Genomic DNA, 13,045 nt, shown 5'->3' with positions numbered 1-13,045 from the left:
CGACCCGAGATCGCCTGTGAGCACAGTTCTCGGATTCTGAGCACCCGATTTTCAACAGACTTCTAGGCGCACCTCGCCGCACCCGACTGGCCTCTTTCGCGCGGCCCCGGACCCGTCCGGGGCCGCGCCTCGTCCGCCCCGCAGCGACCCCGCCGAAAGCACTTTCTCAACCCGTCTCCGTAAGCCCGGTGTGGACGGAGTTTTAGTCGTCCGCACCGTCCGCGCAGGGCCGGAATCGGGCGCGGAAAGCGGCCGGACGGGCACGCCGTTTGCCCCGTCCACAACGTTCTTGACCACTACGGCTAGGGGGTGTACATTCGGATTCCCCTACATGTAGTGCCTGCCGCCGCAAGGCGGCACACGCTCCCAGAAGTGGCGGTTCCCCTTCCGCGGACGTGGTTTACAGCCTCTACCAAGCCAAGGAGTCTCCCCCGATGAACCCTTCCGCCGCCCCGTCCCCCGTGGTCCGCCCCATCGCCCCGGCAGACCTCCCGCGCGCCGACATGTCCGACAACGCCCGGATCGTGCTGGCCAAGCGGTACCTGATGAAGGACGAGACGGGCAACCCGGTGGAGGAGCCGGAGGAGATGTTCTGGCGCGTGGCCAGCGTGATCGCCGCCGAGGACGCCAAGTACGGCGCGACGGCCGACGACGTGGAGGCGCTCGCCCGCGAGTTCTACCTGCTGATGACGCAGCGCAGCTTCGAGCCCAACTCGCCCACGCTCATGAACGCCGGGCGCCCGCTGGGCCAGCTCAGCGCCTGCTTCGTGCTCCCGGTGGACGACGCGCTCAGCAACGGCCAGAGCGGCGTGTACGACACGCTACGGTCGATGGCGATGGTGCACCAGTCGGGCGGCGGCACCGGCTTCTCGTTCAGCCGCATCCGCCCGCAGGGCGACCTGGTGCGCAGCACCACGGGCGTGGCGAGCGGCCCGGTGAGCTTCATGTCGCTGTACGACGCGTCCACCGAGGTGGTGAAGCAGGGCGGCACGCGCCGCGGCGCCAACATGGGCATCCTGCGCGTGGACCACCCGGACATCCTGCACTTCATCGACTGCAAGCAGGACATCACCAAGATCACCAACTTCAACATCTCGGTCGCCATCACCGACACGTTCATGAACGCGGCGGAGCGCGGCGAGGAGTACGACCTGGTGAACCCGCGCACGGGCGAGGCGGTGGGGCGCCTGGACGCGCGCGAGGTGTTCGACCGCGTGGTGAAGAACGCGTGGCGCACCGGCGAGCCGGGGGTGTTCTTCATCGACCGCGCGAACTTCTACAACCCGGTGCCGCACCTGGGCTCGTACGAGGCCACCAACCCGTGCGGCGAGCAGCCCCTGCTCCCGTACGACGTGTGCAACCTGGGCTCCGTCAACGTCGGCGCCTTCGTGCGCGACGACAAGCCGGCCGACGCGCCCTGGTACGAGAAGATCGACTGGAAGGAGTACCGCCGCGTGGTGCGCCTGGCCACGCACTTCCTGGACAACGTGATCGACGCCAACCAGTACCCGCTGGACGAGATCCACGACCTGGCGCACCGCATCCGCCGCATCGGGCTGGGGGTGATGGGCTTCGCCGACCTGCTGGTGCGCCTGGGCGTGCCGTACAACAGCGACGAGGGCATCGAGATCGGCCGCCGGGTCATGGAGTTCATGGACGAGGAGGGGAAGAAGGAGAGCGAGAACCTGGCCTCCATCCGCGGCACGTTCCCCGAGTGGGAGCGCTCCATCTGGGGGCTCGACGACACGGCGGCGCGCGCGCCCAACGGCGACCGCATCCGCCCCGTGCGCCGGCTGCGCAACTGCAACGTGACCACGGTGGCGCCCACGGGCACCATCTCCATCTTCGCCGGCTGCTCCAGCGGCATCGAGCCGCTGTTCGCCGTGGCGTTCATGCGCAACCAGGCCGGCGCGCTGATGCCCGACGTGAACGCCGACTTCCTGCGCATGGCCAAGGAAGAGGGCTGGCACTCCGAAGACCTGATGGCGCGCATCGCCGGCGAGGGCCACATCCACTTCCCCGAGGTGCCCGCGCACGTGCAGAAGGCGTTCGTCACCGCGCACGACATCACGCCCGCGTGGCACGTGCGCCAGCAGGCGGCCTTCCAGGAGCACTGCGACTCGGCCATCAGCAAGACCACGAACTTCCCGCACGAGGCCAAGGTCGAGGACGTGCGCGAGATCTACGAGCTGGCGTACAAGCTCAACTGCAAGGGCATCACGGTGTACCGCGACGGCTCGCGCGACGCGGCGCCGCTCACCACCGGCGCCACCAAGAAGTCCAGCGCCGAGAAGGAGACCGAGGGCTCGCTGGTGCAGGCGCAGGAGAAGCTCGCCAAGATGGAGGCCGAGCTGAAGACGGCCCGCGAGCGCCTGGCCGCGGCCGAGGCGGCCGCCACGCAGACGCGCCGCGGCAAGCGCAAGCGGCCGGACGTGCTGCGCGGCACGACCCGGAAGATGACCTCGCCGCTGGGCGACGTGTTCGTCACCATCAACGAGGACACCGACGGGCAGCCGTTCGAGGTGTTCGCCACGCTGGGCAAGGCGGGCAGCATCGCCATGGCCGACGTGGAGGCCATCGGCCGGCTGATCTCGCTGGCGCTGCGCTTCGGCATCCCGCTCAGCGAGGTGTTCACCCAGATGCGCGGCATCTCGTCGGACCGCGCCATCGGCTTCGGCGCCAACAAGGTGCACTCGGTGCCCGACGCGATCGCGCAGGCCATCGGGCTGCGCGAGCAGGAGCGCGCCGGCATCCAGCAGGAGCTGATCCCCGAGCTCGCCGTCGGCGAGGCCACCAGCGCCGCCGACGTGGTGTTCGCGCCGGAGCCGCAGCTCGTCTTCCCGACCTACGACGCGGGCGAGACCTTCATGGGCACCTGCCCTGAGTGCAAGAGCCAGCTCGAGTTCGCCGAAGGCTGCATGAAGTGCCACGCCTGCGGCTTCAGCGAGTGCGGGTGAGGTAAGCCTATCCAGCTTGTTGTGTAGCTGTACCGTTCTCCGCTGTGGGCTCTCGGCGTTAGCCGGGAGCCCACAGCCATACTCACGAATTCCCTGCCTCGTGCATCGTACAACTGCACGGTGGAGTTATTGAACTAAGCTGTGCCGATCGCTACCTTACCGCAGTTGCCCTATCAACAGACCAAAGACACTTCGAGGATCATATGGATGAAGCTCCAGATGGGATGCTGCGCTATTCGGTGAGTCTCGTGACCCAGGGCAATCACCGGTTCTACACGTTGACTATGCCTAGCGATGTCTTGTCGCGCACTTGTTTCGTGACCACCCGCGAAGAAGACCCACAGGCCGGCTTTCAAAGGGTACTCGATCAGAACCGTGCGACCCAAATAGCGAGCTACATCGACAGTGGGTTCGGAACCATTCCAAGTTCGATTGTGCTCTCCGCGCAACCCGATGCTGACTTGGAGATCGTCGGACGGGGAAAGACACTGCAGTTTCGCGATAGTAAAAAGGCGTTTCTCGTACTTGACGGGCAGCATCGCGTATACGGATTCTCATTTGCGAAAACTGCTCTCCGGGTTCCGGTTGTGATCTATAACGGACTTACGCGCCAGGACGAGTCGCGTCTGTTTATTGATATCAATACTAAGCAACGTCCCGTTCCTAACGAATTGCTGCTGGACATCAAAAAACTCGCGGATTACGAGAATGATACCGAGCAATTACTTGGGGAGCTGTTTGACCGGTTCGCTGATAGTCCAGATAGCCCCCTACTTGGGTTTATGAGTCCATCCGCTCGGACGAGTGGCAGGCTGTCCCGTGTAACGTTTAACGCGGCTATCAAGCCGCTGATTAGTGTCTTCAAAGACAACGACACAGAAGTGGTGTATAATGCTCTCCGTGCCTACTTGGCTGCATTTGTGGTAGGTGCGAGTACCTCTGAAATGTCACCTAACATCACTAATTCAACAGTATTTCGTGGTGTTATGCTATTGTTCCCGGATGTTGCGCAGCGCGTAAAAGACCGCTTTGGCGCGATATACGAAGAGAGAAAGTTCTTCGACGTGTTGGAACCTATGTTCAGCCGACTGAAAGCCAATACTTTCAAGAATCCCGGCGGCTCGCTTAAAGAACTTCACGCAGTTCTTGCGAAGGCACTCAAGGAAGATTTCACGTTGTAGTTTGGGTTGAATATGTCACTCTTAGTCGATGTTTTAAGACCTTATTGGATGCCGGGTCTAAACGAAATTTCCGGCCATCAGTCCCGCGGCCTTGCTGCCTGGGTGGCACATGGAGAGTATCAGATCTACGATCCCCTTAAGCCGGGGACCGCCATATTGAGGTTTACGTTAGCTAAGCAGATCACAACTGCCTTGGCGGCGGACTGTAGCCGGATGTCGGCTGCGGCTTTTGAGTCGCTTGAAGGACTAGAAGCAAGTACGGTGCTGCCAAAGGCCGGTGGATGGTTGCTGATTCGATCTTATTATGCAGCCTTCTTTGCAGCGCACGCTCTACTCAGAATGTTCAGTCGGAGTTGTACGCAATTGGACACCACCGCCCTGCGAAGTCTGCATTCTGTTGCTGAACTTTATGGGACGCGTGGTGCGGTGACGTTAAACGTTGCTCAATACGGCTGCATTGTCGACACTCCTGGGAAGCTAATTTCAATCGAGCAGCGTTCGGGTGGAGGTGGAGGGTCTCATGGGGCAATGTGGAGCATGTTTGCCGAGCTACTCTGTTTTTTGAGAACGAGCATTCTGCAGAGTTCTGCGGTAACCCCCGCCGCTCAGCAGGTAGCTGCCAAGCTCATTGAACTGGAGCAGATCCTGACCCACAATGGGCGGAGTAGTGGTGGCTCATGGTTGTCTCAGGTGCGCAATAGCGCCAACTACCAATTAGCATTTGGAGTTTGGTTTCCCTACCATGCCCGCCCAAAACATCCGGAGAACCTGTTTGCTCTCCTAGATCTATGGAAGTGCGACCCATTGTCGATTAATGTATGGTCATCTGGTGGTCGTGATTTGCAGATGTTTATGGAGGGCTGTATGCTCATCGTTGCCATATGCCGTGCAATGAGCGCAGATATGGCAGGTCGATGTCCAAAAGGTAAGTCCTTCCACAAATTCGGAGGGGTGGAACTGCTTACACGATTGCAGGTCTAAGTCCATCCTCCAACTGCTCTAGTATTCAGTTGGCAATGGCGACCGTGTCTCGCTTGCTCCACCGCTTGTATTTCAACTGGCATTCGTTCGGGGGCTAGGCCGTCATTTCCGACGCCCCTCATACGCGCGCGTTGATCCTGTTCGGCTCCGGCAGCTGACGTATGGCTTCCGTTTGCTGGGCTCATGCGGTGGCATCGCACGGGGGGCGACACCACATCCACCAAGAGGCCACCATGTCCGAAGCCACGCGCGACCACGCCGGCGTCTTCGTGCCGCCGCCGCTCTTTTACGCCGTTCCTCTCGTTGCCGGGCTGCTGCTCCAGCTCCGTTGGCCGCTCGCGGACCTGCCCGTGGCCGCCGCGCGGACGCTGGCGGTGGTTTTCCTGATCGTGGCGGTCGCCGTGTTCGCGCCTGCGCTGGGGAGCTTCCGGCGTGCGCATACCAGCATGATCCCGGTACGCCCGTCGACGGCGCTGGTGATCGCGGGGCCGTACCGGTTCACGCGCAACCCGATGTACGTGGGGCTGGGGGCTCTCTACCTGGCGGTCGCGTGCTGGTTCGGAGTGACGTGGGCGCTGGTGCTGTTCCCGGTCGGCGTGCTGCTCGTGCAGCGGTTCGCGATCCTGCCCGAGGAGCGGTATCTGGAGGCGAAGTTCGGCGACGAGTACCGCTCGTACAAGGCGAGCGTGCGCCGCTGGATCTGAGGCCGCACGTTCACAGCCGCGCCGTTCGCACGCCGCATCAGCGATGATCAAGCCTGGGGAGCCTAGCCAATCCATCGCTGCCCGTGATCCCGAGGTGGCGGCGCTGCTGGATGAGCTGCTTGCGGGCGTGCGGGCGGCGCTCGGGACGGAGATGGTGGGCGTGTACGTGAGCGGGTCGCTGGCGGCGGGAGGGTTCGACCGCGCGAGCGACGTGGACGTGGTCGTCGTGACGGAGACGGAGGTCCGGGGGCAACCGTTCGAAACGCTGGATGCGATGCACCAGCGGCTGGCGCAACTGGACGTGTGGTGCGCGACGGAGCTGGAGTGCACGTACATCTCCCTCGCCGCTCTCCGCCGGTTCGACCCGGCGCGCGCGGTGCACGCAATCCTGGACCGCGGGCGCGGCGAGCGCCTCAAGCTCGCGACGTACGACGAGGGCTGGGTGGTGCACTGCCACACGTTGCGCAGGCAGGGCATCACCCTCGCCGGCCCCGATCCGGCGACGCTGATCGACGAGGTGACACCCGCGGCGCTCCGGCAGGCAATGCGAGGCGTGCTCGCGGGTTGGGCGGCGGACCTGCTGGCGCATCCAGGGGCGATGGGCACGCGCGGCTACCAGTCGTACGTGGTGCTCTCACTCTGCCGCATCCGCTACACGCTCGCGACGGGCGACGTGGTCCCGAAGCCGCAGGCCGCGGCGTGGGCCTGCGAACGGCTCTCCGCGCGGTGGCATCCGCTCATTGACCGCGCGCTGGTGGATCGGCAGAACCCCGCTGGTCCCGCATCTGACGAGGACGTGCGCCTCACGCTCGACCTCATCCGCGACACGATAGACGCGGAGCGCGCCGCCACCTTCTGACGGCTCGCTTCCGCACCGGCGTCCTGCCCGCGGCGGCGCTCCGCGACAATGCGCATCCCCCGGAACCGAACCAACCGCTTCCGTGACTCACCTGGATCCCGAGAGCCTGATCGCCACTGCGGCAGCGCTCGCCCGGCCGTTCGCGCCGAGCGAGGACGTCCGCGCGGGCGACGTCGCGGCGGCGCTGGTCACCGCGGCGGGGAACGTCTACACGGGTGTGTGCATCGACACGGCGTGCAGCCTGGGTTTCTGCGCGGAGCACGCCGCGGTGGCGGAGATGCTGAAGGCGCGCGAGGCCCACGTGCGGATGATCGTCGCCGTCGGCAGCCGCGGCCAGGTCATCCCGCCGTGCGGACGGTGCCGCGAGCTGCTGTGGCAGCTGCATCCGCACAACGGCGAGGCGCTGGTGATCCTCGGGCCGGACCGCGTGCGCCCGCTCGCGGCGCTCCTGCCCGAGCGCTGACGGTTCTCGCCCCGAAGCGCGATGCCTTCGCTCGACCCGCGTTCGGAGGAGGAGGTCTGCCATGGATGAGCGGGAGGATGTGGAGCTTGCCCGGCAGCAGGTCGCCGAGGTGCTGCGGCGCATTAACCAGGCGTGGCGGGACGGGCGCCCGGACGACCTCCGGCCGCTCTTCCACCCCGGCGTCGTGATGGCGTACCCGGCCTTCGCCGGCCATGTGGAGGGGCGCGAGGCGCTGCTTGCCGGGTTCGCGGATTTCTGCGAGAACGCGCGGGTCCACGCCTTCGAGGAGAGCGGGCACCGGATCGACGTCACGGGCCGTACTGCCGTCGCCAGCTTCGTCTTCGCGATGACGTACGAGCGCGACGGGCAGCGGTATCGCTCCAGCGGCCGGGACCTCTGGGTCTTCGCCGAGGAGGCCGGCCAGTGGGTCGCCGTGTGGCGCACCATGCTCGACCTGAAGGACGATCCGGTGGACGCGTAGCGCTTCGCCACAGGTCCCGACCCTCACCCGTCGCGTGATGCACATCGACGTCACCCTCGAGCCGGCTCCCTCGCTCGCGGAGTACGCGGGCGTGCCGAGCGCGTTCGAAGTCCGGAGATCTTCGAGGTCGCGGCGCCGGACAGCGGGCTCGGTGGATTCGTGCTCCAGCCGCGGGCCGTGGACCGCCCGTACGTGAAAGACTACGACGCGCTCCCCGGCGAGCACCCGCAGGATTGGGCGGCGCGGTTCGCCCCCGGCTGGGGATTCTTCGCCGCACGCGGCAGAGGCGAGCGCGTGGGCGGCGCGACCGTCGCGCTCGGCGCGCACGAAGCCGCGTTGCTGGACGGACGCGACGATCTCGCGCTGCTGTGGGACATTCGCGTCGCGCCGGAAGCGCGGGGGCAGGGCATCGGCGCCGGGCTGTTCGCCGCGGCGGAGACGTGGGCACGGGAGCGGGGATGCCGGCGGCTGAAAGTGGAGACGCAGAACATCAACGTGCCGGCGTGCCGGTTCTATGCGCGCCAGGGCTGCGTGCTGGGCGCCATCGACCGGCTCGCGTACCCGGCGCTTCCGGACGAGGTGCAGCTGGCGTGGTACAAGGACCTTGCAGCGGGATAGCGGTCGAGCGTAGCAGGTTTCCGCGCTGGCCGCAGCTTGAGAAACCGTCCGGGGCGGCTATCTTCCAGCCCAACGGCGCCCGCGTGGAGCGGGCGTTTCTTCTTTCCGGACGCGGCGGATGAGCGTGCCTTACCGGCTGGCGATCTTCGACTTCGACGGGACGCTGGCGGACTCGTCCCCGTTCTTCCTGGGCGTGGTGAACGACGCGGCGGAACGGTACGGGTTCCGGCGCATCGAACACGGCGCGGCGGACGGGCTGCGCGGGCTGGACGCGCGCGGAATGATGGCGCACCTGCGGCTCCCCGCCTGGAAGCTGCCGCTCGTCGTGCGCTACCTGCGAGGGCGGATGGCGGATGACATCGCGGAGGTGTCGTTGTTCGCAGGCGTGGACGACGTGCTCCGCCGCCTCGCGTCGGCGGGCGTGGAGATGGCGATCGTCAGCTCCAACTCCGAGGCGAACGTGCGGCGGGTGCTGGGGCCGGAGAACGCGGCGTTCATCGGCCACTACGGCTGCGGCGCCTCGCTGTTCGGCAAGCGGCCGGTGCTGCGGAAGGTGCTCCGCGCCGCCCGCGTCCGCCCCGCCAACGCGATCTGCATCGGCGACGAGATACGGGACGCGGATGCGGCGCGGGCGGAGGGCATCGCATTCGGCGCCGTGGGCTGGGGCTTCACGCGGCTGGACGCGCTCGCCGCCCACGCGCCCGCGGACGTGTTCACGCGCGTGGGCGACATCGCCGCGCGCCTGGCGCTGGACGCGGCCGGCGCTCCGGCTGCGTGAACGCTTCGGCGGCAGTGGGTCCGCTCGCCTGAATGATCGGCCGCCCCCGTGAAAGCGCGAGGGCGGCCGTTTCGTCTGTGCGTCGGCAGGAGCGGAGGATCGAGGGCCGCGCCAGCTGCCAGCATCTTCCGCGACGCCTGCGCATCTGCCGGGGCGCCGAGGACGCGGTGCGATCCGCAGCTTCGAGACGTGTCCATCTCCACTGTCGATCTACCGCCTCGCATCTCCCGGCCGGCATCTCCCGCACTGCATCTCCCGACCCGCATCCCCCGTCCTACACTGCATCTCCCGACGCGCATCTACGTTGCCCATCTACCGACTCGCCCGGCCGTTCCCCGGCGGTCGGACGACGCCCGTCAGCTCTCCTCGCCCTCCTCGCCGCCCGAGTCCTTGCCGTCCTTCTGGCCGACGAGGTGGACTTCGCGATTGCTGTTCTCCAGGAACTTCTCTTGGCATACCAACCGGCCGTCGCGCACCATCTGGAGGCCGTCGGAGAGGACGTGGACGATCTCGAGCGTTTCCTTCTCCAGGATCACCACGTCGCCCGCCTTGCCCTTCGCCAACTCGCCCTTGTGCGCCAGCTTGAGGATGCGCGCCGTGTTGCGGGTGGCGTGCGGGATCACCTCCTCGATCGCGGAGCCGTGGTCCCGGATGCACGACCGGATCTGCTCCCACACCACGCGCGGGCTGTTGATGGACGCGTCCGACGAGATGGTGAGCAGGTCCGGCGGGCCGCCGTTCTCCCGGTAGTAGCGCAGCCACTTGGGCAGGTCCTCTTCCACCGTGTCGATGTCGACCGGCATGCCCTTCTTGGCCAGGGCGATGGCCTCGCGCATCAGCGTCTTGCTGCGCTCGATGTGGGTCGCGTAGAACCAGCAGGGCTCCACGTTGAAGCCCTCCAGCACGTCGCGCAGCGGCTGCAGGCGCGAGGGGCGGTCGCCCACGTGCACGTGGACGAGGCCCGCCTTCTTGGCGAGCATGCCGCCCACGTAGCAGTCCGTGGCGAGCCGCGCCAGGTCCCGAGGCGAGGGGTCGATGCCGCGCAGGTCGGAGATGGCGACCTCGCCCGCGCCGATCACCTCGTCGATGAACATGATGTCCTCGCGCACCGACTGCATGATGGAGGTGGGCGGCACCGCGTAGCCCCCGCTCCAGCAGTACGCGTTGAGGCCGTCCTCCTTCAGCCCCTTCACCTTGGCGAGCAGGCCGGGCATGGTCTTCATGGTGGTGTCCACGCCCAGCACGCCCACGATGGTGGTGATGCCGTGCGCGACGATCTCGGCGATGAAGAACTCCGGGGTCTGCGTGTTGAAGCCCTCCTCGCCGCTGCCGCCCAGCAGGTGCTGGTGCGGGTCGATGAGGCCGGGGATCACGATGCACCCGCTCGCGTCGATGACCGTGGTCTCCAGCCCCAGCGCCTCCACGGCGCGCCGGTCCACCTTCCCCACTTTCCCGATCTTGCCGTCGGTGAGCAGGATGGACTGCCGGCCCACGGGATCGGGCGTATACACTTCTCCGTTCTCGATCAGCGTCAGCATCTGCCGTCCGTTCCGTCCGCCGTCGTCGTCCGCGGAGCGCCGGGGCCCCGCCTGCCAACCGCCGCAAAAGCACGAAGCGGACCCGTGGCGGCACAAGCATCTCCAGTCACGCGGCCGGTTCGACGCCGCCCGCCCGCAACGACATGCTCTCACGCCGAGGATTGCCGGACGGGGAGAACTTCAGCCGTTCGGGAGATGGGTGGCGATCGATGCGGTCGGCTGCGGAATCAGTGCAAATGTCTGTCGGCAAACGATTTGCATCCGTTTTCGGCCGGGCGGCGGAGATTTCCCCGCCCGGAACCTCGGATGGGAGATGCGATCATGCCCAAGCTGAAGCTGACCCTCGAAGACCTGGCGGTGGAGACCTTCGCGCCCGCCGCGGACGATGCAGATGGGCGCGGGACCGTGCACGCGCAGGCGAGCGGCGTGGCGACGTGCGCCACCTGCGTCCCGTTCATCTGCTGGGAGTCGCGCCTGGAGACCAACTGCTGCACGCGCGACCCGGCCGGCGGGTGCAGCCTGCCCCAGGTCTGCTGACGGGAGATGCGAGGCGGGCTGACCCAATCCCACGTAAAGCACCGGCCACGCGAGCCCGCCCGAAAAGCATGATCACGCGGAGGCGCGGAGGCGCGGAGAACGGCAAAGAAGAGAGTTGTTCTCCGCGTTCTCCGCGTTCTCCGCGCCTCCGCGTGAGGCCCTTTCGGCGGGATCGCGTGAGCGGCACCGCGCCCCGAATTCGCTCTCCGACACCGCCCGGAGTTTGCGCCGGACGGCTGGGCGGGCGATCATGGTGCGCACCCGCGCGTCCGTACCGCATCCACCCGCCCGAACCGAGTCCGCAGCCATGCCGCGATACGTCGCATTCCTCCGCGCGATCAACGTCGGCGGGCATACCGTGAAGATGGACCACCTCCGCAAGCTGTTCGAGGAGATGGGGTTCGCGAAGGTGGAGACGTTCATCGCCAGCGGCAACGTCATCTTCGAGTCGCCGGCGGAAGACGCGACGGCACTGGAGGCGAAGATCGAGGGGCACCTCCAGCAGGCGCTGGGCTACGCGGTCGCCACCTTCCTCCGCACCTCGCGCGAGCTGGCAGAGGCGGCGGCCTGCCAGCCGTTCGCGGAGACAGAGCCGGTCGCGCTCTCCGTCTGCTTCCTCAAGCATCCGCCCTCTCCCGAAGCCGTGCAGCGGCTGATGGCGCTCGGCACGCCGCGCGACGAGTTCGCCGTCGCCGGACGCGAGGTCTACTGGCTGTGCCGCGTGAAGATCAGCGAGTCCAAGATCCTGGGCGGCGCGATCGAGAAGGCGCTCGGCCTGCCGTCCACCATGCGAAACGTCACCACCGTACGGAAGCTCGCGGCGAAGTATCCGCCGGCGGGCTGACGGACAAGGCACCGCACTCGGAGTGCGGCGCGCAATCGCACGTTTCCCCCGGTACATCCACACTCCTGACGATCTCGCCGATGAGCACGGATGACGTGAAGGCCGGACCCGAGATGGTGGACGGCAAGCCTGTCGTGCTGCTGGACGGCCCCGCGTCGTGGGATTCGTGGCTGGACGAGCACGGAACCGCCTCGCCGGGCGTGTGGCTGCGGATCGCGAAGAAGGGCGCGGAGCTGCGCACGTGCACGTACGCGCAGGCGCTGGAAGTGGCGCTCACCCACGGTTGGATCGACGGGCAGAAGAAGACGTACGACGGCGCGTCGTTCATCCAGAAGTTCACGCCGCGCGGCCCGCGCAGCATGTGGTCGCAGATCAACCGCGACAAGGCCGAGGCGCTGATCCGCGACGGCCGCATGAAGCCCGCGGGCCTGGCGGCCGTGGAGCGCGCGAAGGCGAACGGGCAGTGGGACGCCGCCTACGAGTCCTTCGGCACCGCCACCGTGCCCGCCGACCTCCAGGCCGCGCTGGACGCGAACCCCGCCGCGAAGGCGTTCTTCGAGGCGCTGGATAGACAGAACCGCTACGCCGTCCTCTTCCGCATCCACAACGTTAAGAAGGCCGAGACGCGGGCGAGGAAGATCGAGCAGTTCATCGCCATGCTGGCGAAGGGCGAGACTCTGTATCCCCGCCGCAAGTCTTGATGATTCCGGATCGGGAGAGACTGCCGGATACGCGGCTGTACGTCGGCGAGAGAGTGGCCCGCGGCGGGTTCGCCTCGCGTGCTTCGGCGGACGAGTGAGCGCTGGTTCATCATCGGATGGACCTGCGCTTCTTTATCTACCGAAAGCTCGAAGAGCGGTGCAGCGATCCTCGCTCCGGAGGATGCGCAGCCTTCGGAGCGCTCGGTTCCTCCCCGTCCGTCGCGCCCCGTTCATCCCTCGCGGGGCGATGCGCCTGGAGCGCGGAGAGGTACGCGCTGGACTTCCCCCCGCGGAGTGGACACGGGGTTTAGGCTGCCTTCGGAGTGAAGGCGAGCCGTGCTTCGTACTCAGCCGGGCAGAGGTACTCGAGGCTGGAGTGACGGCGCTGGGTGTTGTACCAGGT

At 66.6% G+C, this 13,045-nt stretch carries 13 protein-coding genes; 12 read left to right on the top strand and 1 reads right to left on the bottom strand.

Annotated features, from left to right (window positions below; translation table 11 throughout):
- Positions 1–434: 434 nt before the first annotated feature.
- The 9 genes from VFE05_24880 to VFE05_24840 all read left to right on the top strand — a co-directional run bounded on the left by VFE05_24880 (position 435) and on the right by VFE05_24840 (position 9,022).
- The gene (locus VFE05_24880) at positions 435–2,957 is read left to right on the top strand and encodes a vitamin B12-dependent ribonucleotide reductase (GenBank protein ID HET6233335.1); all 2,523 of its coding nucleotides are present in this window, start codon (positions 435–437) and stop codon (positions 2,955–2,957) included.
- A gap of 203 nt (positions 2,958–3,160) precedes the next feature.
- Positions 3,161–4,138 (top strand): DGQHR domain-containing protein, encoded by a 978-nt coding sequence (locus VFE05_24875; GenBank protein ID HET6233334.1) that lies wholly within the window; start codon positions 3,161–3,163, stop codon positions 4,136–4,138.
- A 12-nt stretch (positions 4,139–4,150) separates the two neighbouring features.
- On the top strand, positions 4,151–5,119 hold the full coding sequence (locus tag VFE05_24870) for a hypothetical protein (GenBank protein ID HET6233333.1): 969 nt from the start codon (positions 4,151–4,153) through the stop codon (positions 5,117–5,119).
- Positions 5,120–5,352: 233 nt separating this feature from the next.
- Entirely contained in the window at positions 5,353–5,823 is a 471-nt protein-coding gene (locus tag VFE05_24865) for an isoprenylcysteine carboxylmethyltransferase family protein (GenBank protein ID HET6233332.1), read from the top strand.
- 94 nt (positions 5,824–5,917) lie between these two features.
- The gene (locus VFE05_24860) at positions 5,918–6,682 is read left to right on the top strand and encodes an aminoglycoside adenylyltransferase domain-containing protein (GenBank protein ID HET6233331.1); all 765 of its coding nucleotides are present in this window, start codon (positions 5,918–5,920) and stop codon (positions 6,680–6,682) included.
- Between the two features lie 82 nt (positions 6,683–6,764).
- Positions 6,765–7,145, top strand: coding sequence for a cytidine deaminase (locus VFE05_24855; GenBank protein ID HET6233330.1), 381 nt, complete (start codon positions 6,765–6,767; stop codon positions 7,143–7,145).
- A gap of 61 nt (positions 7,146–7,206) precedes the next feature.
- Complete coding sequence (locus VFE05_24850; protein ID HET6233329.1) at positions 7,207–7,626, top strand: nuclear transport factor 2 family protein; 420 nt, start codon at positions 7,207–7,209, stop codon at positions 7,624–7,626.
- A gap of 159 nt (positions 7,627–7,785) precedes the next feature.
- Complete coding sequence (locus VFE05_24845; protein HET6233328.1) at positions 7,786–8,244, top strand: GNAT family N-acetyltransferase; 459 nt, start codon at positions 7,786–7,788, stop codon at positions 8,242–8,244.
- A gap of 118 nt (positions 8,245–8,362) precedes the next feature.
- Positions 8,363–9,022, top strand: a complete 660-nt coding sequence (locus VFE05_24840) for an HAD hydrolase-like protein (GenBank protein ID HET6233327.1) — start codon at positions 8,363–8,365, stop codon at positions 9,020–9,022.
- 356 nt (positions 9,023–9,378) lie between these two features.
- On the opposite strand, the gene VFE05_24835 is transcribed toward VFE05_24840, so the two are convergent.
- The gene (locus VFE05_24835) at positions 9,379–10,560 is read right to left on the bottom strand and encodes an amidohydrolase family protein (GenBank protein ID HET6233326.1); all 1,182 of its coding nucleotides are present in this window, start codon (positions 10,558–10,560) and stop codon (positions 9,379–9,381) included.
- Positions 10,561–10,881: 321 nt separating this feature from the next.
- On the opposite strand from VFE05_24835, the gene VFE05_24830 reads away from it, so the two are divergent.
- From VFE05_24830 to VFE05_24820, 3 genes are all read left to right on the top strand, one after another.
- Positions 10,882–11,097 carry a hypothetical protein gene (locus VFE05_24830; protein HET6233325.1) on the top strand — a complete coding sequence of 72 codons (216 nt, stop codon included), beginning with the start codon at positions 10,882–10,884 and terminating at the stop codon, positions 11,095–11,097.
- Between the two features lie 307 nt (positions 11,098–11,404).
- Positions 11,405–11,941, top strand: coding sequence for a DUF1697 domain-containing protein (locus VFE05_24825; GenBank protein HET6233324.1), 537 nt, complete (start codon positions 11,405–11,407; stop codon positions 11,939–11,941).
- A gap of 80 nt (positions 11,942–12,021) precedes the next feature.
- Positions 12,022–12,642 (top strand): YdeI/OmpD-associated family protein, encoded by a 621-nt coding sequence (locus VFE05_24820; GenBank protein ID HET6233323.1) that lies wholly within the window; start codon positions 12,022–12,024, stop codon positions 12,640–12,642.
- Positions 12,643–13,045 lie beyond the last annotated feature (403 nt).

Source organism: Longimicrobiaceae bacterium, assembly GCA_035696245.1.
In the GTDB taxonomy this organism is placed as follows: Bacteria; Gemmatimonadota; Gemmatimonadetes; order Longimicrobiales; family Longimicrobiaceae; genus DASRQW01.
This window is presented reverse-complemented; position numbering and strand designations above follow the sequence as displayed.

Coding starts and splice junctions, on each gene's coding strand:
- VFE05_24880 (HET6233335.1), top strand. CDS start 435: ATGAACCCTTCCGCCGCCCCGTCCCCCGTGGTCCGCCCCATCGCCCCG.
- VFE05_24875 (HET6233334.1), top strand. CDS start 3,161: ATGGATGAAGCTCCAGATGGGATGCTGCGCTATTCGGTGAGTCTCGTG.
- VFE05_24870 (HET6233333.1), top strand. CDS start 4,151: ATGTCACTCTTAGTCGATGTTTTAAGACCTTATTGGATGCCGGGTCTA.
- VFE05_24865 (HET6233332.1), top strand. CDS start 5,353: ATGTCCGAAGCCACGCGCGACCACGCCGGCGTCTTCGTGCCGCCGCCG.
- VFE05_24850 (HET6233329.1), top strand. CDS start 7,207: ATGGATGAGCGGGAGGATGTGGAGCTTGCCCGGCAGCAGGTCGCCGAG.
- VFE05_24840 (HET6233327.1), top strand. CDS start 8,363: ATGAGCGTGCCTTACCGGCTGGCGATCTTCGACTTCGACGGGACGCTG.
- VFE05_24835 (HET6233326.1), bottom strand. CDS start 10,560: ATGCTGACGCTGATCGAGAACGGAGAAGTGTATACGCCCGATCCCGTG.
- VFE05_24830 (HET6233325.1), top strand. CDS start 10,882: ATGCCCAAGCTGAAGCTGACCCTCGAAGACCTGGCGGTGGAGACCTTC.
- VFE05_24825 (HET6233324.1), top strand. CDS start 11,405: ATGCCGCGATACGTCGCATTCCTCCGCGCGATCAACGTCGGCGGGCAT.
- VFE05_24820 (HET6233323.1), top strand. CDS start 12,022: ATGAGCACGGATGACGTGAAGGCCGGACCCGAGATGGTGGACGGCAAG.